Origin of the sequence: Streptomyces sp. T39, from assembly GCF_008042045.1 — a bacterium.
Classification (GTDB): Bacteria; Actinomycetota; Actinomycetes; order Streptomycetales; family Streptomycetaceae; genus Streptomyces.
The window spans coordinates 2,076,622-2,102,126 of sequence record NZ_RDBP01000012.1 but is presented as its reverse complement, the minus strand read 5'-3'; the positions used below and the strand labels follow the sequence as shown (position 1 = coordinate 2,102,126).

17 protein-coding genes and 1 riboswitch are annotated in these 25,505 nt (G+C 73.4%); of the genes, 6 read left to right on the top strand and 11 right to left on the bottom strand.

All coding sequences use genetic code 11. From position 1 onward, the window contains the following. Positions 1-48: 48 nt before the first annotated feature. Complete coding sequence (locus tag EAO77_RS10555; RefSeq protein ID WP_147987749.1) at positions 49-456, bottom strand: cobalamin B12-binding domain-containing protein; 408 nt, start codon at positions 454-456, stop codon at positions 49-51. Positions 457-953: 497 nt separating this feature from the next. Between EAO77_RS10555 and EAO77_RS10550 the strand changes: the two genes are divergently transcribed. After that, the gene (locus tag EAO77_RS10550; protein WP_147989065.1) at positions 954-1,772 is read left to right on the top strand and encodes an esterase/lipase family protein; all 819 of its coding nucleotides are present in this window, start codon (positions 954-956) and stop codon (positions 1,770-1,772) included. A 212-nt stretch (positions 1,773-1,984) separates the two neighbouring features. Beyond that, positions 1,985-3,544: a M23 family metallopeptidase gene (locus EAO77_RS10545; protein ID WP_147987748.1), complete on the top strand. Its 1,560-nt coding sequence runs from the start codon at positions 1,985-1,987 to the stop codon at positions 3,542-3,544. An 88-nt stretch (positions 3,545-3,632) separates the two neighbouring features. Here the strand turns inward: EAO77_RS10545 and pcrA are convergent, their stop codons facing one another. After that, positions 3,633-6,083 carry a DNA helicase PcrA gene (gene pcrA, locus EAO77_RS10540; RefSeq protein ID WP_147987747.1) on the bottom strand — a complete coding sequence of 817 codons (2,451 nt, stop codon included), beginning with the start codon at positions 6,081-6,083 and terminating at the stop codon, positions 3,633-3,635. 254 nt (positions 6,084-6,337) lie between these two features. Next, positions 6,338-6,500, top strand: a riboswitch (cyclic di-AMP (ydaO/yuaA leader). Position 6,501: 1 nt separating this feature from the next. On the opposite strand from pcrA, the gene EAO77_RS10535 reads away from it, so the two are divergent. Further along, complete coding sequence (locus tag EAO77_RS10535) at positions 6,502-7,671, top strand: C40 family peptidase (protein ID WP_147987746.1); 1,170 nt, start codon at positions 6,502-6,504, stop codon at positions 7,669-7,671. 91 nt (positions 7,672-7,762) lie between these two features. On the opposite strand, the gene EAO77_RS10530 is transcribed toward EAO77_RS10535, so the two are convergent. Further along, positions 7,763-8,116: a hypothetical protein gene (locus tag EAO77_RS10530; RefSeq protein WP_147987745.1), complete on the bottom strand. Its 354-nt coding sequence runs from the start codon at positions 8,114-8,116 to the stop codon at positions 7,763-7,765. Positions 8,117-8,453: 337 nt separating this feature from the next. Between EAO77_RS10530 and EAO77_RS10525 the strand changes: the two genes are divergently transcribed. Beyond that, positions 8,454-9,518, top strand: coding sequence for a C40 family peptidase (locus tag EAO77_RS10525; RefSeq protein WP_147987744.1), 1,065 nt, complete (start codon positions 8,454-8,456; stop codon positions 9,516-9,518). 21 nt (positions 9,519-9,539) lie between these two features. On the opposite strand, the gene EAO77_RS10520 is transcribed toward EAO77_RS10525, so the two are convergent. Next, positions 9,540-10,229, bottom strand: a complete 690-nt coding sequence (locus tag EAO77_RS10520) for a LuxR C-terminal-related transcriptional regulator (RefSeq protein ID WP_147987743.1) — start codon at positions 10,227-10,229, stop codon at positions 9,540-9,542. Next, entirely contained in the window at positions 10,226-11,503 is a 1,278-nt protein-coding gene (locus EAO77_RS10515) for an ATP-binding protein (protein ID WP_147987742.1), read from the bottom strand. Before EAO77_RS10515 ends, EAO77_RS10520 begins: the two co-directional genes overlap by 4 nt. A 223-nt stretch (positions 11,504-11,726) precedes the next feature. On the opposite strand from EAO77_RS10515, the gene EAO77_RS10510 reads away from it, so the two are divergent. Continuing rightward, a complete protein-coding gene (locus EAO77_RS10510) occupies positions 11,727-13,019 on the top strand; it encodes a PspC domain-containing protein (protein WP_147987741.1) in 1,293 nt (430 codons plus the stop codon). Between the two features lie 168 nt (positions 13,020-13,187). Here EAO77_RS10510 and EAO77_RS10500 read toward each other — a convergent pair whose 3' ends face one another. Both EAO77_RS10500 and guaA read right to left on the bottom strand, forming a co-directional pair. Continuing rightward, entirely contained in the window at positions 13,188-13,709 is a 522-nt protein-coding gene (locus EAO77_RS10500; protein WP_147987739.1) for a DoxX family protein, read from the bottom strand. A gap of 198 nt (positions 13,710-13,907) precedes the next feature. Further along, positions 13,908-15,506, bottom strand: a complete 1,599-nt coding sequence (guaA, locus tag EAO77_RS10495; protein WP_147987738.1) for a glutamine-hydrolyzing GMP synthase — start codon at positions 15,504-15,506, stop codon at positions 13,908-13,910. 309 nt (positions 15,507-15,815) lie between these two features. Here guaA and EAO77_RS10490 point away from each other — a divergent pair, with 309 nt between their 5' ends. Continuing rightward, positions 15,816-16,100 carry a chorismate mutase gene (locus EAO77_RS10490; protein WP_147987737.1) on the top strand — a complete coding sequence of 95 codons (285 nt, stop codon included), beginning with the start codon at positions 15,816-15,818 and terminating at the stop codon, positions 16,098-16,100. 815 nt (positions 16,101-16,915) lie between these two features. Here the strand turns inward: EAO77_RS10490 and EAO77_RS10485 are convergent. From EAO77_RS10485 to EAO77_RS10470, 4 genes are all read right to left on the bottom strand, one after another. Next, positions 16,916-18,844, bottom strand: a complete 1,929-nt coding sequence (locus EAO77_RS10485) for a GMC oxidoreductase (protein WP_261993855.1) — start codon at positions 18,842-18,844, stop codon at positions 16,916-16,918. Positions 18,845-18,893: 49 nt separating this feature from the next. Then, positions 18,894-20,528 (bottom strand): succinic semialdehyde dehydrogenase, encoded by a 1,635-nt coding sequence (locus tag EAO77_RS10480; protein ID WP_147987736.1) that lies wholly within the window; start codon positions 20,526-20,528, stop codon positions 18,894-18,896. Between the two features lie 227 nt (positions 20,529-20,755). Next, complete coding sequence (locus EAO77_RS10475) at positions 20,756-22,426, bottom strand: serine/threonine-protein kinase (protein WP_147987735.1); 1,671 nt, start codon at positions 22,424-22,426, stop codon at positions 20,756-20,758. A 160-nt stretch (positions 22,427-22,586) separates the two neighbouring features. Beyond that, complete coding sequence (locus tag EAO77_RS10470; protein WP_147987734.1) at positions 22,587-25,445, bottom strand: protein kinase; 2,859 nt, start codon at positions 25,443-25,445, stop codon at positions 22,587-22,589. Positions 25,446-25,505 lie beyond the last annotated feature (60 nt).

Genomic DNA, 25,505 nt, shown 5'->3' with positions numbered 1-25,505 from the left:
TGCGCGTGCCGGGCACGGACCACCGGGTGGCCGCGCCCGGGGCGCGGGCTACGCCGCGACGCGCACGTTCGCGTTCACCCATTCCACGATGGACACCGTCGTCGCGCCGGGCGTGAAGATCTCCGCGACGCCCATCTCCTTGAGCTGCGCGATGTCCGCCTCGGGGATGATGCCGCCCCCGAACACCTTGATGTCCTCCGCCTCACGGTCCTTCAGCAGCTCGATCACCTTGGCGAAGAGCGTGTTGTGCGCGCCGGAGAGGATGGAGAGGCCGATCGCGTCCGCGTCCTCCTGGATCGCGGTGTCCACGATCTGCTCGGGCGTCTGGTGCAGCCCGGTGTAGATGACCTCCATACCGGCGTCCCGCAGCGCCCTCGCGATCACCTTGGCGCCCCGGTCGTGGCCGTCGAGGCCCGGCTTGGCGACCACTACGCGGATCGGACCCGTCACACCCATCACTGCCTCCACCTACCGAAACGCCGCCTGGCACGGGCTGCCGCGCGCCAGGGGTGCGGCGCACGGAGTGAACGAACGTTATCTGCCGTTGTCCAGCATCCCGCAAGCCGCCGTTTCGCGGGACGCGGGGAGGGGGAAATCACACCTGGGACATTTTTCGTGAGCGTCGCACCGGCACCAGGCACCGCGCGGGCCCCCCGGCGCGCGGCACCCGTTCAGCACGTCACGGGAGCCGCCGCAGGTCCACACGGGTGGCCGTACCACCGAGCCGACAGCCGCACGGCTCGGTGGTACGGCCCGTCGCGGACCACCGACGCACCGCACGCCACCGCTGAGCACGCCCTGCCGAGGGCGCAGCCGCGGGCGCCCCGCCGCGGGCAGGGCGTGCGGACGAGCCGCGCCGCCGGGAGGTCGCCGTGAAGCCTCTGCAACTGCCCTCGCCCCTCGGATCCCTCGCAGCACCCCTCGGCCCGCTCGCCTCGCGGCTCGCCGCGCAGTTGACGGTCCGCTGCCTCGGCGAACTGCGCCGGTTCCGCGTCCCCTCCGCCCTGGTGCGGGCGACCGCGCTCGAGCTGGTGATCCTCGCCGGTCATCTGGTGCTCTATCCGACCGGACTGACGCCGGAGCGCCCCGCACCGGGACGTGCCGGCCGGCCGCCCGCGGGCACGGCACACCTGCCCGCCGGGGACACCGTCCCCACCGTGCTGCTGCACGGCTTCGCCGACAACCGCTCGGTGTTCGTCCTGCTGCGCCGGGCACTCGCGCAGCAGGGCCCGCACCAGGTGGCCTGCCTCAACTACTCCCCTCTCACCTGCGACATCCGCGCCGCGGCCGATCTGCTGGGCCGGCATGTGGAAGAGGTCTGCGCCCGCACCGGACGCGGCGAGGTGGACATCGTGGGACACAGCCTCGGCGGCCTGATCGCCCGTTACTACGTGCAGCGCCTCGGCGGCGACCGGCGGGTGCGCACCCTGGTGACCCTCGGGACACCGCATGCGGGCACCTCGGTGGCGCCGCTCGCGGGTGTGCATCCGATCGTGCGCCAGATGCGTCCCGGCTCCTCGGTGATCGAGGAACTGCGCGCTCCCGCACCGGGCTGCCGGACCCGTTTCGTCAGCTTCTGGAGCGATCTGGACCGGATCATGGTGCCAGTGGAGAGCGCCCGCCTGGACCACCCCGACCTGATCGCGGAGAACGTGCCGGTCAGCGGGATCGGCCATCTCGCACTGCCCGTTCACCCCGCGGTCGCCGCCGGCATCCGGGAAGCCCTCGCCCCGGGGACGCGGGTGGCGGGTCCCGCGGAGGCCGTCGCCTGACCCGTTTTCGAACAGTTGTCGAACGTAGGGCCAAAGCTCGGCACGCACTCCACCGAAAGACGGCCGAATGCCCGTTTCCTGACAGGCGAGATGCCGCCGAAGATTGTCGCCATCGCATACCGCCGGGTACAGTCACGCCACTGCTTCCCCCTGGGGCCCCGCTTCACACGGCTCCGGACGCAGGTCCTGCTGCCGAGGCGAGAGAGAAGTTGGTGAACGACCAGCACGCCCACGCCGGGTACGCCGGCTACGCCACCGGCAGCTTCGATTCGGATCCGCTCTTCGGCGCCATGCCGGGCGGCCACGAAGCGGGCCACAGCGGCCAGTACGACGCCTCCGCCTGGGACGCGTCCGCGCAGACCGCCGGCTACGACGCCTACGCGTCGGCCCAACAGCCGCAGTACGACCAGCAGTACGCGCAGTACGACACCACCGGCCAGTGGGACGCGAGCGCCTGGAACCAGGCCGGCGAGACGGGCGGCTACGAGACCGCCGCCGCCACCTTCGCGTACGACACGACGGGGCAGTGGGCCTCCCCCTCCGCCGACACCGGAGCCTTCGACGCCACCGCCTGGAACCCGGGCGCGGACACGCCGGAAGGGCTCGTACCGCAACAGTTCGCCCCCGAGCAGGAGTTCGTTCCGGCCACCGGGTACGACACGGGCGGTTACGCCCCGTACCAGTCCGCCGACGCCGGTCTCCTCCCCGGAGAGGACTACGCCCGGGCCCCGGACTACGCGCAGACCCAGGACTACCCGCAGGGCGCGCACGACCTCCCGCACGGCGACGAGTCAGCGCAGCAGGACCACGACGCCACCGGGTACGACGCGGCGCAGTACGACGGTCCCGGTCACGAGGCCGCCTACGACGCCGTGGCGTACGACGAGGAGACCGGGCACGACGCGCCGGCCGCCCACGCGCACCCCGCCGACGACGCCGCTGCCGACGAGCAGGACCAGCACAGCGCGCTGACCCAGACGATGGCCGCCGTACCGGTCACCCCCCGCCCGGTCCGCCGCTCCGGCGGCAGCCGCGGCAGGCGCCGTACGCCCGCCAAGCGCTCCGCCCTCCTCACCGTCGCCGTGCCCTCCGCCTGCGTGATGGGCGTCGCCGGTATCGCGGCCGCGTCCGTGGGCGACATCGGCGCCGCCGAGAAGAAGGACGACACGGCCAACCTCGCCACGGCGGACCCCGCCTCCGTGAAGCCGGTCGCCGCCAACAGCGAGATGGACACCCAGCTCGCCGCCCTGAGCGCCGACGCCCGCGACTTCGGTGACCGCGCCTCGCGCACCCAGGAGCGCATCGACCTCAAGGAACGCCAGGCGGCGGAGAAGAAGAAGCGCGAGGAAGAGGCGGCCCGCCGCGAGGCACTGCGCCCGAAGTTCGTGCTGCCGGTCAAGCAGGACGGCCTGAGCGCCTACTACGGCCAGTCCGGCGTCAACTGGATGTCGCTGCACAGCGGTATCGACTTCCCGGTGCAGTACGGCACCGAGGTCCTCGCCGCCACGGACGGCACCGTGCGCACCCAGTGGAACAGCGCCTACGGCAACATGGCCATCGTGACCGCCGCCGACGGCACCGAGACGTGGTACTGCCACCTCAGCACGACCAAGATCCGCAGCGGCTCGGTCAAGGCGGGCGATGTCATCGCCTACTCGGGCAACTCCGGCAACTCCACCGGCCCGCACCTGCACTTCGAGGTGCGTCCCGGCGGTGGCGCCGCGATCGACCCGCTGACCTGGCTGCGCAGCCACGGCCTCGACCCGACGTAGCCGCGCTCCGGCCCGGCCGGACAGCACACGCAACGAGAAGGGGGCCGCGACGCGGCCCCCTTCTCGTGTCCCCGCGCGGGGGGAGCGGTCAGAGCTTCTCCACCGGCGCGTACCTCAGCAGCAGCCGCTTCGGCTTCTCGTCGCCGAAGTCGATCGTCGCCTGCGCCTCCGAGCCCGAGCCCGTCACGCCCACGACCGTGCCGAGGCCGAACTGGTCGTGCGTGACCCGGTCCCCCACCGACAGCGCGATCACGGGCTTGTCGCCGGTGCGCCGGGTCGCGAAGCCGGACGCGCCCGCGCGCGAACGGGACGACGACAGCGACGAGGTGATTCCGGACGTCGGTCCGGCGGGCGCGGCCATGGGGCCGGTGCGCCGCCAGTCCAGATGCGCGCCGGGGATCTCCTCCAGGAAGCGCGACGGCGGGTTGTAGGAGGGCTGCCCCCAGGCGCTGCGCATCGACGAGCGCGTCAGGTAGAGGCGCTCCCGGGCGCGGGTGATGCCCACGTACGCGAGGCGGCGCTCCTCCTCCAGTTCCTTGGTCTGGCCGAGCGCCCGCATGTGCGGGAAGACGCCGTCCTCCATGCCGGTCAGGAAGACCACCGGGAACTCCAGCCCCTTCGCGGTGTGCAGGGTCATCAGCGTGATGACGCCGGTGCCCTCCTCCTCGTCGTCGGGGATCTGGTCGGAGTCGGCCACGAGCGCGACCTTCTCGAGGAACTCCGCGAGCGTGCCCGCGCCGTCCTCCTCGGAGCGGTCCTGCTCGAACTCCAGCGCCACGGCGGCCAGTTCCTGGAGGTTCTCGATACGGGTCTCGTCCTGCGGGTCGGTGGACGCCTGGAGTTCGGCGAGGTAGCCCGTCCGCTCCAGGACGGCCTCCAGCACGACGGCGGGACCCGCGCCGGACTCGGCGATGGTCCGCAGCTCCTCCATCAGCACGTTGAACCGCTTGACCGCGTTGGCCGAGCGGGCGGCCATGCCGTACGCCTCGTCGACCCGCTTGAGCGCCTGCGGGAAGGTGATCCTCTCGCGCTGCGACAGGGCGTCGATCATCGCCTCCGCCCGCTCGCCGATGCCGCGCTTGGGCACGTTGAGGATGCGCCGCAGGGGCACGCCGTCCTCCGGGTTGGCCAGCACCCGGAGGTAGGCCAGCACGTCCCGGACCTCCTTGCGCTCGTAGAAGCGCACCCCGCCGACGACCTTGTAGGGCAGGCCGACGCGGATGAAGATCTCCTCGAAGACGCGGGACTGGGCGTTGGTGCGGTAGAAGACGGCGACGTCCCCGGCGCGGGCGTCGCCCGCGTCCGTGAGCCGGTCGATCTCGTCGGCGACGAACTGGGCCTCGTCGTGCTCGGTGTCCGCCACGTAACCGGTGATCCGGGCGCCCTCGCCGGCGTTGGTCCACAGGTTCTTCGGGCGGCGGGACTCGTTGCGCTCGATGACGGCGTTGGCGGCGGACAGGATCGTCTGCGTGGAGCGGTAGTTCTGCTCCAGCAGGATCGTGGTCGCGTCCGGGTAGTCCTCCTCGAACTGGAGGATGTTGCGGATGGTCGCGCCGCGGAAGGCGTAGATCGACTGGTCGGCGTCGCCGACGACGCACAGCTCCGCCGGCCCCAGGTCCTCGTAGCCGGTTCCGACCAGCTCGCGCACGAGCGTGTACTGGGCGTGGTTGGTGTCCTGGTACTCGTCGACCAGGACGTGCCGGAAGCGGCGGCGGTAGTGCTCGGCCACGTCCGGGAAGGCCTGGAGCAGGTGGACCGTCGTCATGATGATGTCGTCGAAGTCCAGCGCGTTGGCCTCGCGCAGGCGCGACTGGTACATCCGGTACGCCTCGGCCAGCGTCTTCTCGAACCCGTCGGCCGCCTGGTCGGCGAAGCTCTCCTCGTCGATCAGCTCGTTCTTGAGGTTCGAGATCTTGGCGCTGAAGGACTTGGGCGGGAACTTCTTCGGGTCGAGGTCCAGATCGCGGCAGACCAGCGCCATCAGGCGCTTGGAGTCGGCGGCGTCGTAGATCGAGAACGACGAGGTGAAGCCCAGCCTCTTCGACTCGCGGCGCAGGATGCGCACACAGGCGCTGTGGAACGTCATGACCCACATGGCGTTCGCCCGCGGGCCGACCAGCTGCTCGACGCGCTCCTTCATCTCGCCCGCGGCCTTGTTGGTGAAGGTGATCGCCAGTATCTGGCCGGGGTGGACGTGCCGGCTGCCCAGCAGGTGGGCGATGCGGTGGGTCAGCACCCGGGTCTTGCCGGAGCCGGCGCCGGCGACGATGAGCAGCGGGGAGCCGGTGTGGACGACCGCGGCGGCCTGCTGTTCGTTCAGCCCCTCCAGGAGGGCGGCCGGATCCGCCACGGGGCGCGGGTGGCCGTCGCGGTAGTAGCCCTCGCGGGCCGGGGGCACGTCGTAGCCGCCCTGGAAGAGGTCGTCCGGGATCGGCTCCGGCGCGTGCTCCTCGGGCGGCGGGGGGTGCTCCTCCCCGTGGGGCTCCTCCACGGGGGACTGGAGACCGGTCAGGAAGCTGTCGTCAAAGAGGCTGCTCATCGCCTACCGAGTCTAGGCGGAGCCACCGACACTCCGGGGCCGCATCCGCAGGACCCGTCCCCGCCGTGCGCCCCGCCACGGACGGCGCACGGTGGGTGACCGGGTGGTTCCGGGACGCCATCGCACCGGACCCGGAGAGGAAGGTCACGAAAATGTATCGGACATATCGAACATCAACCTTCACAGCACGCGCACGAATTGGCTAGCGTGCTCGACCAGACGGCCCGCACCCCTCCCGGCGAACCGCGCCGAACGGGTCGACTGCGCCGAATCCGTGCTGACCGCTGGGCAGTTCGGAACCGGGGACCCACACGAGCACCACCGGGGTGAATCGGGCCGTGTCCGCACGGCCCGTAGGGCACCTTCCGTTCGCCCGAACCCGACAGCTAACCCGGTAGGCGGTCCACGGAAGAAGGAGATGCCGGCCTTGGCGTCGCATCGCAGGATCCGCAGTCGCACCACCAGGACCTCCCCCGCCGTCGGGTTCACGACGGCCGCCCTCGCCGGGGTGACCCTCCTGTCGACACAGAGCGCCACCGCCTCGCCGAACGACCCCAAGCCCTCCATCGAGGAGGTGCAGAAGAAGGTCGACGACCTCTACCGGCAGGCCGGCAGCGCGACCCAGGAGTACAACAGGGCGAAGGAGTCCACGGCCCAGCAGCAGCGCGAGGTCGACACCCTGCTCGACGAGGCGGCCACCCGCGCCGAGCGGCTCAACGAGTCCCGTCGCGCGCTCGGCACCTTCGCCGCCGCGCAGTACCGCACCGGTGCGGTCACCCCGACCGCGGCGCTGATGTTCGCCGACAGCCCGCAGGCCTACTTCGACCAGACGCAGCTGATGGACCGCATGACCGACCAGCAGCGGACGGCGGTCAGGGACTACGAGGACGAGCGCGCGGCGGCGGCCGTGCAGCGGGCGGAGGCGAGCAAGGAGCTCCAGTCGCTCACCGAGTCCCAGCAGGCGCTGCGCACCAGCAAGCGGACCGTGCAGGCCAAGCTCACCGAGGCCCGCACCCTCCTCGACCGGCTCACGGCCGAGGAGAGGGCCCGGCTCGCGGCCGCCGAGCGGAAGAAGGAGGAGGAGGCGCGGCGGAAGGCGGAGGAGAAGGCCAGGGCGGAGGCCGAGGCCCGCGCCGCCGCCGAGGCCGAGGCGGCCCGGCAGGAGAGGGAGCGGCAGCAGGAGCAGCCGCCGTCGGGCGGGACCGGCACCGGCACCGGTGCGGCCGACGGCAGCTATGCGGCCAAGGCCGACAAGGTGCTCGCCTTCGCCCGCGCCCAGATCGGCAAGCCGTACGTCTGGGGGGCCACCGGGCCGAGCTCGTACGACTGCTCCGGGCTGACGCAGGCCGCGTGGAAGGCGGCCGGTGTCGACCTGCCGCGCACCACCTGGGACCAGGTGGAGGTCGGCAAGCGGGTGGCCACGGCCGATCTGCTCCCCGGTGACCTGGTCTTCTTCTACGACGACATCAGCCACGTCGGCATCTACATCGGCGACGGCATGATGATCCACGCCCCGAAGCCGGGGGCCAACGTGCGCGAGGAGTCGATCTACTACATGCCGATCTACGGCAGCGTCCGCCCGGTCTGACCCGGCTGCGGACCCGGCGCCCGTACGACAGGGGGCGGCGGCGGCCTCACCGGCCGCCGCCGCCCCCTGCGCGCGAGGCGGTCCGCCGCCCTCAGGTCCAGAGCGTCGCGATGAAGATGTTGGCGACCGTCAGGCCCCCGACCGCGCCGAAGACGGCCTTGTCGACGTGCTCCTCGTCCCGCTTCACGTACACCAGGCCGAGGACGACCACCAGCACCGCGAGCTTGATGCCGATCTTGAGGTTGTTCACCGCCTGGTCGTCGGCCTGGTTGAGGCCCACCAGCGCGACGCCGGTGACCAGCATCGTCAGCGCGCCGTGCAGCATCGCGGGGGTGAAGCGGGCCGTCCCCGCACCCATCGCCTTCATCTGGGTCAGGAAGCCACCCAGCAGTGAGGCGATGCCGATGATGTGCAGGGCCACGAAGACATTGATGAGTACGTCCATGCTGCGGAGCCTATGCCTGCCATATCACCGGTCCGGCCGCAGGTCCCCCTCCTCGCGGACTTCGGTCAGGGGCGGGACGGACCGGGCCTTCCACCGGACGACAGAGCCGCCGAAAACGGGCACGGGCGGGCAGATTCGGACAGTTGTGTTCCTCATGTCTCGCTCCGGTAACGGCCGGGGCTAGCGTCTCGCACCAGGTGGCCGCTCCCACCGCCGCCGTGCAGCCGGGCGGCACGGCCACCCCCGCCGAAGGTCCGGCGGCATGCCCGCTCCCCCGTGCGGTGTGCCGCCGGACCGTCAGGACCGGCGGACGGACGACGGAAGGAACGGCGCCACCGTGGCAGCCCACCGAAAGCCGCACCGCAGCCCGCACCGAAAGGCGCCGCAGCGTCCGCTCGCGGGGCCGGCCGCCCGCACCGCGGCCACCCTGGCCCTCGCGGGCGCGGCGGCCACCGCGGCGGGCGGTCTCGCCCACGCCGAGCCGCGCCTCACGCCCGCACAGATCAAGGCCCGCGTCGACGCCCTGTACCAGCAGGCGGAAGCGGCCACCGAGAAGTACAACGGCGCCAAGGAGCGCTCGGACACGGCCCGCGAGGCACTCGACGCGCTCCGCGACCGGGCGGCCCGCAGCACCGAGCAGCTGAACGCCTCCCGCGACGCCCTCGGTTCCTTCGCGACCGCCCAGTACCGCGCGGGGGGCATGGACCCCGGGCTGCAGCTCGCGCTGACCTCGGCACCCGACGCCTACCTGGAACAGGCGGCGCTCGCCGAACGGGTCGGGGACCGGCAGGCGCGGGCCGTCGCCGACGTCCGCCGCCGGATCGCCGGCATCGCCGTTCTGCGGGCCGAGGGCAGCAAGCGGGTGGCGGAGCTGGAGGAGCGCCGCCGCGAGCTCCTGCGCCACAAGTCCACCGTGCAGGACCGGCTCGCCGCCGCGGAGCGCCTGCTGGCGCGGCTCACCGCCGAGCAGCGAGCGGCCTACGAGCGCGGCACCGCCGAACCGGCCCGCGCCGACCGCTCGGGCCCGCACCGCGGCCCGGCCGCCGCGCCGGGCAGCAGGGCGGCGAAGGCCGTCGCCTACGCCTACGGCGCGCTGGGGAAGCCCTACGTCTGGGGCGCCACCGGGCCCGGCGCCTACGACTGCTCGGGACTGACCCAGGCGGCGTGGAAGGCCGCCGGAGTCTCGCTGCCGCGCACCACCTACACCCAGATCGACGCGGGACAGCGGGTGCCGCGCTCCCGACTGGCCCCCGGCGACCTGGTGTTCTTCTACTCCGGTGTCACCCATGTCGGCCTCTACATCGGCGACGGGCGGATGATCCACGCACCGCGGCCGGGCGCGCCGATCCGGATCGCGCCGATCGACGAGATGCCGTTCGCCGGCGCCACCCGCGTCGGCTGAGCCCCCGGGGGCCCGGTGTGCTCAGACGAGCCGCCGCGCCGTCGCCCAGCGGGTCAGCTCGTGCCGGTTGGAGAGCTGCAACTTCCGCAGCACCGCCGAGACATGGGACTCGACCGTCTTCACCGAGATGAACAGCTGCTTGGCGATCTCCTTGTACGCGTATCCGCGAGCGATCAGCCGCAGCACCTCCCGCTCGCGCTGGGTCAGCCGGTCGAGGTCCTCGTCCACGGGGACCGCGTCGGTCGACGCGAAGGCGTCCAGCACGAAGCCGGCCAGCCGCGGCGAGAAGACCGCGTCCCCCTCCTGCACCCGGAAGATCGAGTCCACCAGGTCCGTGCCCGTGATGGTCTTGGTGACGTAGCCGCGGGCACCGCCGCGGATCACGCCGATCACGTCCTCCGCCGCGTCGGACACGGAGAGCGCGAGGAAACGCACCGGGTTCTGCGCGGCGGCCATCAGCGTGGCGCAGCGGCGCAGCACCTCCACCCCGCCGCCGCCGGGCAGATGCACGTCCAGCAGCACGACCTCGGGACGGGTCGCGGTGATGACGGTGACGGCCTGGTCCACGTCGGCGGCCTCGCCGACGACCTCGACGCCCGTGGCCGCCGTCTGCCCGATCTCGGCCTGCACCCCCGCGCGGAACATCCGGTGGTCGTCGACGAGCACCACCCGTACCCGCCGCTCGGCGGTCTCTCCAGCAGCCTCGGTCATCCGTCAGCCCTCTCCATCTCGAGCTCCACCTCGGTCCCCCCGCCGGGCACCGCGCGGAGCCGTGCCGTACCGCCGTTGCGCTGCATCCGGCCGATGATCGATTCTCGTACGCCCATCCTGTCACCGGGGACCGCGTCCAGGTCGAAGCCCGGCCCCCGGTCCCGGACGGAGACGAAGACCGACCGCGGTTCGACCTCCGCGAAAACCTGCACGGCGCCTCCCGAACCACCGTACTTGGCGGCGTTGACCATCGCTTCGCGCGCGGCCTGCATCTGCGCCGTCAGCCGTTCGTCCAGGGGGCAGTCGCCGACGACGACGACCTCGACGGGCACGCCGTGCTTGTCCTCGACCTCGGCCGCGGTCCGCTTCACCGCCTCGGCGAGCGTGTCCGGCTCCTCCTCGTCGTCCCTGCCCGTGCCCTCGGGGCGGTAGAGCCAGTTCCGCAGCTCGCGTTCCTGGGCGCGGGCGAGGCGGCGCACCTCGCCGGGGTCCTCGGCGCTGCGCTGGATCAGGGTGAGGGTGTGCAGGACGGAGTCGTGCACATGGGCGGCGACCTCGGCCCGCTCCTGGGCCCGGATGCGCATCGTCCGTTCCTCGGAGAGGTCCTGGGTCATCCGCACCAGCCAGGGACCGGCGAGCAGGGCGACACCGGCCACGACGGCGATGACCGCGGTCAGGACGGAGCCGAGCTGCGCGGCCGAGCCGCGCACCACCACGAAGACCGTCAGCCCGGTGACGGCCAGCCCGACACCGGCGAGGACCCGGGCCGCGGGGATCAGACGGTGCGGCCCGGCCCCGGACGCCGGGGACGTCCAGCTGGCCCGGCGGGCGTTGTCCGCCTGCCGCCAGACCAGCACCACACCGGCGCCGATCAGCAGGATGGGCACGACGTAGCGGTTGCTGCTGTTGCGCTCCAGGTTGTCGACGAAGATCGCGCCGCCGACGAACAGGGCCCCGAGGGCCAGCACCTGGCCCTTGTCCGGCTTGCGCAGCCGCCGCCGGCCGTCGGGCGTGACCTCGAAGAGCGAGCGGCCCTGCGCTCCGCGGCCGCCGACTCCGAGCGGGACGACGATCCAGAACACCGCGTACGGCAGGGCTCCGAGCCCGTCCGCCATGAACAGCACCAGGAACACCAGGCGCACCCAGATGACCGGCAGTCCCAGATGTCCGGCGAGACCGCGCGCGACACCGCCGAGCAGCCGCCCGTCGGCGCTGCGGTACAGCTTGCGGACCGCCGGCTCTTCGGCCTCGGGCGGACGGGTGGCGACTGGCATGCCCCGATCGTCACACGGCGGCGGGGGCGCGGACATCAGGGCAGTCCCTCATTCCGACCCTGAGAAGCCGGTGTCCGCCCCTGGGGGCCTGGAACCGCCCCGGGGAAAGGGGAGACGACCGGCCCGGGGTGCGCGGCGCGAGCCGCTCCCGGGGGGCAATATCAGGGAACGGCCAGGGTCGGGGCGGCTGCCCCCGGGGCCGCCGGGCCGTCACCATGGAGACATGAGCCAGCCGACCACCGCACCGCCCCTCCCGCCGCAGGAGCCGGACGAGCCGCAGGCGCTGCGCCGCACACCGCGCTCCAAGATGGTGGCGGGCGTCTGCGGCGGACTCGGCCGGCACTGCGACGTCGATCCGGTGATCTTCCGCATCGTGGTCGCCGTGCTCTCCGCGACCGGGGGCGTCGGGCTGATCTTCTACGGTTTCGCCTGGCTGCTGCTCCCCGCCGACGACGAGGACGAGAACGAATTCCGCCGGATGCTGTCGGGGCGGGTCGACCGCGCCTCGCTGAGCGCCGTCCTGCTGGCCCTGATCGGGAGCGGTCTGCTCCTCACCACGCTGAGCAACGCGGACATGCTGGCCTTCGCGTCCATGCTGTCGCTGGCGACCGCGGGGGTGGCCGTGTGGTCGCTGCGTCGCAGGGCCGCCTCCCCCGACGGCGCCCCGCTGGACCCGGTGACCGCGCAGACGGTGGCCGAGGCCCCGCCCGAGACCAAGGCCCCGCCCGCGCCCGACGGTCCCTCGTGGTGGCGCGACCCGATCCTGAAGGACGGCACCACGGGGCCGGTGGCGGCCGGCTATCTGTGGGGCCCCGCGGACGCGGTCGCGTCCGGGCCCGCCGCGGGGGACCGCGGACGCCGCCCGGCGGTGCCCCCGCAGCCCTGGGGGCGGCGCGGCATCGGCGGCACGGTCGTCACCCTGGCGTTCGTCGCGGGGGCCGTGGGCACGGCGGCGAGCTGGGACGGCCGGCCGCTGGGCGCGAGTCTCCAGATCGGCCTGGTCGCCGCCCTGGCCGTCCTCGGCGCGGGGCTCGTGGTCAGCAGCGTCGTCGGCCGCACCGGCTTCGGCACGATGCTGATGACGATGGTGACGGCCTGCCTGCTGGCGGGGGCGTCGGCCCTGCCCGAGAACATCAGCACCACGTTCGGCGAGCGGACCTGGCGCCCCGCGTCGGCCGCGGCCCTGGCGCCCTCCCACGAACTGGGCTCGGGCTCGGCCACCCTGGACCTCGGCGCCCTGGAGCCGGCGCCCGGCACGACGGTGTCCACCCGGGCCGAGGTCGGCCTCGGTCTGCTCAGGGTCGTCGTGCCCCGGGACGCCACGGTCGTGCTGGAGGCCGACGTCGGCCTCGGGAACGTCCGGCTGCCCGCGGGGACCGCGGGCGGCGCCGCGGGACCGGACCTGACGGTGCGCGAGACCCTGGCGCCGCCCCGGGGCACCGAGCCGTCGGGGACGCTGGAACTGGAGCTGGACGTGAGCGTCGGACAGGTGGAGGTGGAACGTGCCGCACCATGAGTTCCTGCACGGGTTCCGGCCCGGCAGGCTGATCGCGGGACTGTCCGTGCTGGCCTGCGCGGCGCTGTACGGAGGGGACGCCACGGGCGCATGGCACACACCCTGGTTCACCGCCCTGCCGGTCGTCCTCGGCGGTCTGTGCCTGGCCGGGTGTGTGGGGTCCCTGCACTACGGTGTGCGGCGCCGCCGGGCGCGCAGGAGGGCGTCGGCCGAGAACCGGTCGGCGCCGGCCAGCACGAGCGGCAGCCAGGCCATCAGATAGGCCAAATCGTTCCCGTAGTAGTACGGGTCGCTCTGCCAGCTCACGGTCAGCCACAGGCTCAGCGAGATCAGCGCGCCGCCGAGCGCGGCCACCCGCGCCAGCAGGCCGACGAGGGTGCCGATGCCGACGGCCAGCTCCCCGAGGGCGATCGCGTAGCCGAAGCCCTCGGGATTCTTCAGCGCGAGGTCGACCAGACCCGGCACGGCGGAGCCGTCGCGCACGCCTTCCATCAGCGCGCCGATGGAACCGGGGCCGGCGGCGGACATGAACGCGCTGTCGGTCAGCTTGTCGATGCCCGCGTAGACGAAGGTGATCCCGAGGAAGAGCCGCAGCGGCAGCAGGGCGTTGGCCGTGGCCCACGCCTTCCAGCCGCGCGGACCGTCGCCGGTGGCGCCGTCGGCCGATGCCGTCCGGTACGAGTGTGTCATCGCTGGTCCCGCCTTCAGTCGACCCGTCAACCGACCATACGTACGGGCAGGCGGCGCCGCTCACCAGCGGTTGCGCCACGGTCCGTGACACGGACCGTACCGCCGGGGCGCCCGGGACAGAAGGGGGCCGCGGCCGACGGCGACGCCGCCGCTCCGGGCATCGGAACGGCGGCGTCGGTCAGGACCGGAACGGGGAGGTCACTCCCACTCGATGGTGCCCGGCGGCTTGCTCGTGACGTCCAGCACGACGCGGTTCACGTCGGCCACCTCGTTGGTGATGCGGGTCGAGATCCGCGCCAGCACCTCGTACGGCATCCGCGTCCAGTCCGCGGTCATGGCGTCCTCGGACGAGACCGGCCGCAGCACGATCGGGTGGCCGTAGGTGCGGCCGTCGCCCTGGACGCCCACGCTGCGCACATCGGCGAGCAGAACGACCGGGCACTGCCAGATCTCCCGGTCGAGACCGGCCGCGGTGAGCTCCTCCCGGGCGATGGCGTCCGCCTCGCGCAGCAGGTCCAGGCGCTCCCTGGTGACCTCGCCGACGATCCGGATGCCGAGGCCCGGGCCGGGGAACGGCTGGCGCTGGACGATCTCGTCGGGCAGACCGAGCTCCTGGCCGACCATCCGGACCTCGTCCTTGAACAGCTGGCGCAGCGGCTCGACGAGTTCGAACTCGAGGTCCTCGGGCAGACCGCCGACGTTGTGGTGGGACTTGATGTTGGCCGTGCCGGTGCCGCCGCCGGACTCGACGACGTCCGGGTAGAGGGTGCCCTGCACGAGGAAGGCGACCTGCTCGCCGTCGGCCGCGCCCTCGGCGACGATCTCGGCCTGCGCCTGCTCGAAGACGCGGATGAACTCACGGCCGATGATCTTGCGCTTGGCCTCCGGGTCGGAGACGCCGGCCAGGGCGTCCAGGAAGCGCTCCTGTGCGTCGACGACCTTGAGGTTGACGCCGGTGGAGGCGACGAAGTCCTTCTCGACCTGCTCGGTCTCGCCCTTGCGCATCAGGCCGTGGTCCACGTACACACAGGTCAGCTGCGAGCCGATGGCCTTCTGGACGAGCGCTGCGGCCACGGCGGAGTCGACGCCGCCGGAGAGACCGCAGATGGCCCGCTTGGTGCCGACCTGGGCGCGGATGGCCGCGACCTGCTCCTCGATGACGTTGCCCGTGGTCCAGCTGGGCTCGATGCCGGCACCGCGGTACAGGAAGTGCTCCAGGACCTGCTGGCCGTGGGTGGAGTGCAGCACCTCGGGGTGGTACTGGACGCCGTAGAGCTTCTTCTCGTCGTTCTCGAAGGCGGCGACCGGGACCACGTCGGTGGAGGCGGTGACGGTGAAGCCCTCGGGCGCCGCGGAGCAGGCGTCGCCGTGGGACATCCACACCGGCTGCTCGGCCGGGGTGCCCTCGAAGAGGGTGGAGCCCGGCTTGCTGACGTGCAGCGGGGTCCGGCCGTACTCACGGGCGCCGGTGTTGTCGACGGTGCCGCCGAGCGTGGTCGCCATCAGCTGGAAGCCGTAGCACATGCCGAAGACCGGGACACCGGCCTCGAAGATCGCGCTGTCGAGGCGCGGGGCGCCTTCCGCGTACACGGACGACGGGCCGCCGGAGAGGATGATCGCGCGGGGGTTCCTGGCCAGCATCTCCTCCACGGGCATCGTGGACGGGACGATCTCGCTGTAGACCCGGGCCTCGCGGACGCGGCGGGCGATGAGCTGTGCGTACTGGGCGCCGAAGTCGACAACGAGGACGGTGTCCGGGTTGGATGCGGGCGCGGCAGCGGGAGACGCTGATGACACTGGCGGCCTTCCGGCGGTGGGAGTGAGGGTCGTTATTTGTCGATTCTACCGGGGGTCCCGTGTCCTCTTTTCGTCTCACCATCCGAACCGGCTTTTGGCCCGCCGCGGGGCCGGGTCCATACTGTGCGCATGCACACGCAGCTGACCTTCGTCTTTACCTATGGCACCGGCCCGTCCGGCTGCCATGGTCGTGCTGCCTAGCTTCAGACAGCGACTTCCCAGGCGCCCCGGGCCGACAAGGCCCGGGGCGCTTCGGCTTTTCCGGGTCCTGCCGGTCCGCGGCCCCTCCCGAGCACAGAGGAGACCCCCGTGACCGAGGTACTCGACAGGACCGGCGCCCGGACCGACGGCGCCGCCCAGGTGATCACCGGCGCCCGTGAGCGCATCGACGCGCTCGACGACCGGATCATCGGCCTGATCCAGGAACGCATGGCGGTCTCGGCCGTCATCCAGGACGCCCGCATCGCCTCCGGCGGCCGCCGGGTGAACCTGGCCCGCGAGATGGAGGTCCTCGCCCACTACCGGGACGCGCTCGGCAAGCCGGGCACCTCGCTCGCGATGACGATGCTGGAGCTCTGCCGCGGCCGGGTCTGAACTCCCGGCGTACGCCCTGACCGGCCGGGCAGGGCGTACGCCGCGCACCTGCGTTCGGGTGCGACCTCACCCGTACGGCGCGTGACGCGCCGGGCCGGTCTTCGTTGGTCCGGATGTCCGTGCCATCCAGGCGCGGGTCTCGCAGGAAACCACGCGTGGCTCCGCTGGAGCGTGTGGCGCACCGGACGGTGCGCCGTGGGACCTCGCACCAGCGTGCGTGACCGGTCGGCAGGGGACAGCAGCCCGGTCACCCCAAGAGCGGTCGGCCCGGGGACGCCCGGCGCCGGCCGCATCCGGTCCGTACCACCGAGTCCCTGCGCCGGCGTCCCCGCTCCGCGCGACCACCGCACCACCGCACCACCGCACCAGCCATCGGCCGCTTCCGCAGCGCTTCCGGTCCGCCCGGACAGCGGCCCTCCCCTCGCGGCGTCACCCCCCGGCGCCGCGCTCCGGCACCGGCGCTGCCCTGACGCCGGTGCCGGACGAAGGGCCCCGCGGCCACTGCCCGCGGGGCCCTTCGGTCTCTCCTCTTCGTGCCGCGGCGGCGTCCCGGATCCGCCCCCGCCTCGACGTGACTCACGTCACACGACGAATCGCGTTCCGGAGGACAACCCTTCCCACTGGTCACAGGTCATGCATGCGTAACAACGGTCTCCTGGACGCCACGCGCACGGGGCCGTACGCAGGCCACAGGGCCGCTGCACTCGGAGGGGGGTGCAGCGGCCTTCGTGCGTCCCGGCCACGGCGCGGTCCGGCAGGACCCGTGAGGCCGGCCGGGCCGGTCAGGCCTCCTGCTCCGACGTCCGCCGGGCGGGTCAGGCCTCCTGCTCCGACGTCTGCCGGGCGGGCTCCGACGTCTGCCGCGCGGGCTCGGACGTCTGCCGGACGGGCTCCTTCTGCACCGGCTCCGGCAGCGGGCTCCCCTGCCGCTCCTCCGCCTTCCGGGGCGGCACGGCCGGCATGCCGAGGAACGGCAGCCTGAGCGCCCCGAACGCCTGTTCCGGGACGGCGGGCGACCGCGGCGTCACCGGCGCCAGCCGCTCGTACACCGCGCCCTGCTCCGGCCGCGGGTCCGCCTCGCCCTTGTTCGGCCAGAACGACATCGCCCGCTCCGCCTGCGCGGTGATGGTCAGCGAGGGATTGACACCGAGGTTGGCGGAGACGGCCGAGCCGTCCACCACCGTGATCCCGGGGTGGCCGTAGAGCCGGTGGTACGGGTCGATGACGCCCGAGGCCGCGTCCGCGCCGATCGGGCAGCCGCCGAGGAAGTGGGCGGTCAGCGGGGTGCCCATCAGTTCACCGATGTTGGAGCCCGCGAAGCCGTTGATCTCCTCGGCGAGCAGGGTCGCGGCGAGCGTCGCCTCGGGGATCTGCGTCGGGTTCGGCGCGCCGTGGCCCTGGCGGGCGGTGAGCAGGCCCTTGCCGATGCCCTTCGGCTTGCGGTACGTCGTCAGCGAGTTGTCCAGCGACTGCATGACGAGGCCGATGATCGTCCGCTCCGACCACCGCCGGTTGGACAGCGCGCGGACCGCGAGCCAGGGGTGCCGGGCCATGTTGCCGAACCAGCCCGCCACCCGGCCCGTGACCCGGTACGGCACCTGGAGGACGGTCATGCCGCCCATGGCGTTCGACCCGCGCCCGTAACGGACCGGCTCGATGTGGGTGTTGGCGTCCGGGTGGATCGACGACGTGATCGCCACGCCGCGGGTGAAGTCGACCTTCGGCGCGCCGTGGCGCTTGCGGTAGCGCCGGTTGTCGGTCTGGGCGCCGACCAGCGCCTCGGAGTTGGTGCGGGTCAGCTCGCCGAGCCGGGCGGACAGCCGCGGCAGCAGCCCGGTGTCCTTCATCCGGTGCAGCAGGGCCTGCGTCCCGTAGGTGCCGGCCGCGACGACGACCCGGCGTGCGGTGAACGTACGGCCCCTGCCCTTGCGCCGCTTGTCGCTGGGCAGCGTCTCCACCGCGAAGCCGCCGCGCGCGTCCTCGGTGACCGACACGACGGACGTCATCGGGTGGACCTCGGCGCCCGCCTTCTCGGCGAGATAGAGGTAGTTCTCGTTGAGGGTGTTCTTCGCGCCGTGGCGGCAGCCGGTCATGCACTCGCCGCACTCCGTGCACGCCCTGCGCGCAGGTCCCGCGCCGCCGAAGTACGGGTCCGCCACCTCCTGGCCCGGCCGGGCCCTCGCCGCGCCGTCGGCGTCGTCGCCGTCCCCGAAGAAGACCCCGACGGGCGCCATGTGGAAGGAGTCCCCGACGCCCATCGCCTGGGCGGTCGCCTTCAGGTGCACGTCCGAGGGCGTCAGCGTCGGGTTGAGCCGGACACCGAGCATGCGCCTGGCCTGGTCGTAGTACGGCGCCAGCTCGTCCTGCCAGTCCGTGATGTCCTTCCACTGCGGGTCGTTGAAGAAGGGCGCGGGCGGCACGTAGAGGGTGTTGGCGTAGTTGAGCGAACCGCCGCCGACGCCCGCGCCCGCCAGCACCATCACCTTGCCGAGCAGATGGATGCGCTGGATCCCGAAGAGGCCGAGCGCGGGAGCCCACAGGTAGTTGCGCAGGTCCCAGGAACTCTTCGGCAGCGTCTCCCGGGTGAAGCGGCGGCCGGCCTCCAGGACGCCGACGCGGTATCCCTTCTCCGACAGCCGCAGGGCGGAGACGGAACCGCCGAAGCCGGAGCCCACGACGAGCACGTCGTAGTCGTACGCGTCGTCGTCCGTGTCCTGGTTGCGGGCAGGGGGTACCTCGGACATGGCTCTCCTCGTCAGATGTGCGGGCGGAAGCGGGTGGGGCCGGGCATCCTCAGCGCAGGCGCAGGGCCTTCATCGCCTTCAGGCTGAGGCTCATGAACGCCGCGTACTTCTCGTCGTCCATGCCGAACGACGGCGCCAGTGGCATCAGGCGCTGCTGGGCGACGGTCTGGGCCTCGGTGTACTTGAGGATCCCCTCGGAGCCGTGGCGCCGGCCGAGACCGGAGTCCTTCATGCCGCCCATCGGTGCCTGGACGCTTCCGTAGGCGGGGGCGTATCCCTCGTTGATGTTGACCGTGCCGGTGCGCAGCTTCGCCGCGATCGCGTGACCCCGCCTGCCGTCCTTGGTCCACACGCTCGAATTGAGCCCGTAGGCGGTGGCGTTGGCCAGCTCGACGGCCTTCTCCTCGTCGGAGAAGCGGTAGATCGCGACCACGGGCCCGAAGGTCTCCTCGCCGCAGACGGCCATCGGCGCCTCGACGCCGTCGAGGATCGTGGGCTCGAAGAAGTACGGGCCGATGTCCGGACGGGCGACGCCGCCCGCGACGAGCTTCGCGCCCTTGGCGACGGCCTCCTCGACGTGCCGGGTGACGGTCTCCAGCTGACGGGGTCCCACCAGGGAGCCCATGTCGGCGCCGTAGGCGAGGGAGTTGCCGAGGCGCATCGCCCTGGTGCGGGCGGCGAAGCGGGCGACGAAGTCGTCGGCGACCGATTCGTGCACGTAGAGCCGCTCGATGGAGATGCACAGCTGGCCGGCCGAGGAGAAGCACGCCCGCACGGCGCCGGCGGCGGCCTTCTCCACGTCGGCGTCGTGCAGCACCAGCATCGCGTTCTTGCCGCCGAGTTCGAGGGAGACCCCGACCAGGCGGGCGGCCGCGCCCTGGGCCACCTCCCGGCCGGTGCGGGTGGAGCCGGTGAACGAGACGTAGTCGGCGTGCCGCACGACCTCCGGTCCGACGACCGGGCCGTCGCCGATGACGACCTGGAACACCCCGGCCGGCAGCCCCGCCTCGATCAGCAGGTCGCGCGCCCACAGGGCGGTGAGCGCGGTCTCGGTGTCGGGCTTCATGACGACGGCGTTGCCGGAGACGAAGGCGGGCAGCGCGTCGCCGACGGACAGCTCCAGCGGATAGTTCCAGGGCGCGATCTGGCCCACCACACCGCGCGGCTGCCGCAGTTCGGTGGTCTTGGTGAGGACCGGGACGACACCGGTGCGGTGCTTGGGGCGCAGGTACGAGGGGGCCTTGCGCCCGTAGTGGCGGGCCGAGACGGCGACGGCCAGCACCTCCTCGTGGGCGTGCAGCCGCGCCTTGCCGGTCTCCAGCTGGATCAGGTCGAGCACCTCGGCCTGCCGCTCCAGCACCAGGTCGTGGAAGCGCAGCAGGACGGCGGCCCGCGTCCGGACCGGCGTGGCCTCCCACACGCGCTGGGCGGCCCTCGCCCGTTCGAAGGCGAGGGCCACGTCCGCGGGGGTGGACTCGGGCAGGTCCGCCAGCTTCTCGCCGGTGAACGGCGCGTGGTTCACGGTGCGGCCGGAGCCGGTCACGCCCTTGGTCAGCCGGGCGACCAGATCGGGCGTCACGACGTCTGCGGCGGTGCGCACACCGGCGGGAGCGGCGGCGGTGGGATTGGTACCGAGGGCGGTGGCGGTGGCGGTGGCGGTGGCGGTGGCCTGCGTGTCCGTCATGGGGGCGAGGGTATGCCGCAATCACCGCTTTGGGTACCCGTCGGTAACAGCTTTTACCGGGCCCTCACCATCGCGCCAGCGATCACTGGCACATAAGCCCTGATCAGCGGCTTGTCACCGTCACGCGGCCCGGACCGGCCGCCCGGAAGGTGGTGCGGACGTGGAGAGGGACCCACCTCGCGGGCCGCACGGAACGGGTCGTTCCGGCGCGGTCCCCCTCCCGCGGGTCACCCCGGGGGCGGCCGCCAGCCGCGCAGCATGGTGTCGAACTGCTCCCGGGTCACCGGCCAGTCCTCGGCCGGCCCCGACATGTAGAGCGCATACTCGGTGCCGTCGTCCCCGTAGTACATCTGGTCGATCGCCCGGCGCGGCCCCGGGTGCTCCTTCCGCTCGGTCCAGCGGAACTCCCACAGCGCCGACTGCGTCTGGTCGCGGAAGGTGTTGGGCCGCAGCTTGATCCGCTCGTACTGCGGCAGCCGCTCCGCCAGCCCCTCCTCCATGTCGAGCATGTGCATGTACGGGTTCTCGAAGTCCGGAGAGGGATCGACGCTGATCCGGATGCGGTGCCGTCCGTTGTCCGGGGTGTAGTCGATCTGGTCGCCGTCGGTCTGGCGGACCCAGCCGTCCGGCACCCAGAGGGCGAAGCCCGACGGGTCCTGCACCCGGTGCCACCCGTCGGGAACGTCCTTCCCGGCCTGCCCGCCCGGATCCGCCGTCACGCCGCCGGGGGTGCCGGACGCGCTCGGCGTGGCGCCCGAGCCCCTCCCGCCGTCCTCGTCTCCCGCGTGCTGCAGGACCGCGAATCCCGCCCCGGCCCCGATCACGGCGGCCGCGACGACGACGACCGCGAGCCGGCGCAGCCGTGCCCCGCGCCGCGGCGGGGCGGCGGGCGCTCCGCCGGGGAGACGGCCGGTGCCCGCCCCCGCGGCGGGTGCACCGCCCGGACCGGGGTACGCGGGGGCGAAGCCGCCCCCGCCGTGGAGGGGCGCGGTGGCGGCCGGCGGGTACGCCGTCCGCAGGGTCACGCTCGGCGCCGGCACGGGGCGGGTCGCCGAGGCGGTGGCCCGGCCCTCCAGCACGTCGGTGAGCATGCGTTCCGTCTCGGCGACCGACGGCCGGGCCGCGGGGTCCTTGCGGAGCAGCGCCATGATGACCGGGGCGAGGTCCTCCGCCCGCCGGGGCGCCGGCGGTTCGTCGGACACCACGGCCTGCATGGTCGACAGCGGCGACGAGCGCCGGAACGGCGACTCGCCCTCCAGCGCCGTGTACAGGCTCGCCCCCAGCGACCAGAGGTCCGACGCCGGCCCGGGGTCGTGGCCGCGCACCCGCTCGGGCGCCAGGTAGTCGATCGAGCCCACGATCTCCCCGGTCCGGGTGATCGTCGAGTCGCCCTCTATCGCCGCGATGCCGAAGTCCGTGATCAGCGCCCTGCCGTCGTCGCCGAGCAGCACGTTGGCGGGCTTGATGTCCCGGTGCAGCACCCCGGCCGCGTGCGCGGCGCGCAGCGCCCGCAGCACGTCCAGGCCGATCCGGGCCGCCCGGAGGGCGTCGATGGCGCCGGGCTCCTTGGCCGCGTCGGCGAGCGAGGGCCCGTCGACGTACTGCATGACGATCCACGGACGGTTGTCGTGCTCCAGCACGTCGTGCACGGTGACCACACCGGGATGGCTGATCCGTGCCGCGGCGCGCGCCTCCTTCTGGGTGCGTGCGTGCAGGACCAGACGGTCCGCCTCGGCGACGTACAGACCAGCCGTCAGTTCCTTGACCGCGACGACCCGGTGGAGCACTTCGTCATGGGCGCGCCAGACCTTGCCCATGCCGCCCCGGCCGATGCTCTCGCCGAGCCGATAGCGCCCCGCGAGCAGCAGCCCCGTGCCCGTGCTGTGAGTGTGTTCCACGTACCCCGCCCCGTTTCCTGAAGTGACAGGTTACGGAGCAGAAGTACGCGCACGGAACCCGGGAACGCTCAAGTGACCGCACCGTGATGCGTGATGGGGCGAGCGGACGCCGTGCGGCAGGCCACGCCGAGCCCGGCGGACGGAGTGCGGCGACCGCGCGTCAGCCCGTGAAGCGGTAGGTGGACGTGGCCTGCTGGTGGATCTCGGTGACCTTCTCCTTCCGGTCGGCCGGTCCGATCACCTGCACCACGTGATAGGCACCGTCCACGATCAGCGCGAGATTGCGCACGAAGACCTCGCGGCCGGTGCTGTCCTGCCAGGTGAACTGACCCTCCGCCATGGACTGCCGGCCCACGTCGATGCGCCGCAGCCCGGTCGCGCTGGCCCACGAGGAGTCACGGAAGGGCTGGAGCTCACGCTCCTTGTCCCGCTGGTAGGTCAGCGGGTCGTCGCCGTTGGCCGCCACCGAGTCCCGGCCGGGGACCACGATCAGGGTGAAGTCCCCGCCCACGTAACGGACCTGGCCGGCGTCGTTGATCGGCCGCCGCTGCCAGGTCTCGTCGACGGCCAGCTGGAAGCCCTCGACGTCCTTGCGCAGCACATAGCCGTCCGGCAGATCCGCCGCCGGTGCGGACGTCTGGGGCTGCTGCGATCCGGGCGTCCGCCCGGGGGACGGCTCGCCGCCTCCCGAGGGGCCGGGCGACGCCTCCGCGGACGGCCGGCTCCCGGTGTCCGCACCCTGCGACGGCCCCTGTTCGTCCGCCTTGGGCATGAACAGGAAGGCGTAGGCCACGGCAGCGGCCAGCAGCAGCAGGATCAGCACCAGCAGCGTACGGCCGAGGGCGCGCGGCGCCCCGCCCCGCTCCGCACCGCGCGGCGGACGTTCCTCGCGTGCCCTCGGGACGGGCGGCCGCTCGGTGCGCACCGGGCGCGCCGCTGCGCGGGACTTCTTCTGGCGGTGCCGGCCGTGCGCCGCCTCCCGGCCGCCGAACCTGCGCCGGCGCACCAGCTCCCCGCGCCGCCGCACGATGGGCAGCAGCGCCGGGTCCACCGGGCCGGACGGCACCGGGACCACGTCCACGCCCGCCTCCGGCTCGGGCGCGGACCGCACCAGCGACCGCAACCAGCCGCTCAGCTCCTCGAACTCGGGCCGCTCGGTCGGGTCCTGGCGCAGCAGCGACTCCACGACCGGACGCAGCGGGCCGCACTCCTCGGCGAACGCGGGCGGCTCCGAGCACACCAGCTGCACGAGTTCGTGCGCGCTGTCCTCCGGGTACGGGGCGTGGCCCTGGACCGCCCGGTACAGCAGCGCCCCCAGCGCCCACAGGTCCGTGGCGGGCCCGACCGGCGCGGCCAGCTGCCAGTTGTCGTGGACCGGCCCGGCCTGCTCCGGGGCCCACCGCTCGGTGACGGCTCCCACGACCGCGATCCTGGCCTGGCGTGCCCGCTCCGCCGCCAGCGGCGTGGTGGGGCCGCGGAAGACCGCGGCGGGGGCCGCGGCCACGACCTCGTCCCAGCGGCCGGGCGGTGGCGCGGCAGGGCCCGCCGGGCCGGACACCGGGCGCCGCTGCGAGTCGGCGCGCAGCGCGTCGCTCCCGCTGGTCCAGCTGCCGGTGGAGCCGCCGCCCGGGCGGGCGGGCGGCAGGGCGGGCCGGCCGGATCCGCCCCGGCCGGAGTCCCGGTCGGCTGCGGCCCGGCGCACGCCGTAGGGGTCGTCGCGGTACGCGTCGTCCGTGGCGGAGTCCGCGGCGGRGCGGGCCGCGGGCAGGGCGGGGCGGCCGCCGCCCGCGGGCAGCGGAGCGGGGCCGTCGTGGCCGGGTGCCGGGCCGTCGCGCCAGACACCGGCGAGACGGGCCCGGCCGGGGCCCTCCCGGCCGTCGTGCGCGTCGTCGTCCGGGTCGTCGTCGTGGCCGTCGTCCGTGTCGTCGTCGTACACCGCCGCGTACCGCTCGGCGGGATCCTGCGCCCACCAGTCGGGGTCGACGCCGTCCTGCACGGGGCGCTCGCCGGACGGGCGCTCCACCGCCGGCACCGAGCCGGAGCGCTGCTCGTCCTGGATCCGGGCCGCGGCGCGCGCTCCCGCGCGATAGGCGGCGATGGCCCCCGCCCGCGCGGCCCGCACGTCCGGGGCCGGCCCGCTCCCCTCACCGCCCTGGCGCGGCAGGGCCGGCGGGCCGCCGGCCTCGGCCGGGCGGACCGGCGGGGGCAGCAGGGGCTGTCGCGCGGGGGCGAGTTCCGCGGCCCCCGGTCCGGCGCCGTGCGCCGGGTCCGGACGGTGCTCCGTGCCGCTCCGGGCGGCGGGGAGCAGACCCTGGCCCGGGTCCCGGCCGGCGCCGGCCTGTCCGGGGTGGTCCTGGGCCCCGCCGGGGTCGGGGTCGGGGTCGGTCCGGTGGGGCGGCTGGTGCGCGGGCCGGTCCGGGTCCTCGGGCACGGGGGCGTAGCCGCAGAGCGCCTCCTCGGCGGCGCCCGACGCCAGGCCGGTGAGGACCACACGGCCGTCCTCGCACACGAGCACCGTGCGGACGGTGATGTTCCGGTGGGTCCACCCATGGGCGTGCAGCACCCGCAGGGCGGCGAGCACGTCGGCGGCGACCTCGGCGGCCCGGTACGGGCTGAGCGGCCGCTCCGCGAGCATCGCGGCCAGCGGGCGGGCGTCCACCACCTCGCTCACGATCCAGAGCGAACCGTCCTCGGCGAAGACGTCGAAGACCTGGTCGAGGCGCGGGTGATCGGGGATGCGGGCGGCCGCCTGGGCCGCCTCGACCGCGCGGAGCACCGCGGGGTCCGAGGGCCGCCGGGTCGCCCTGCCGGACGCGCGGCGCGGCACGGCCGCCCCCGCGAGGCCGTCGCCGTCGAGCACCTCGGCGTCCACGACCTCGGGCAACGGCACCTGCCGCACGAGGACTTCATGACCGCTGTACGTGTCGAACGCACGCGTCTCGGCCAGTTCGAACTCGTCGGACGGCGGCAACGGCAGGCGGTAGCGGTCGGCGAGCACCCTTCCCGCGTAGTCCTCCACGACGCCTCCCCACAGCGCGCTGTCCCGGCCGCTCAGGGAAACCCGTGCGAAGCCGTCACA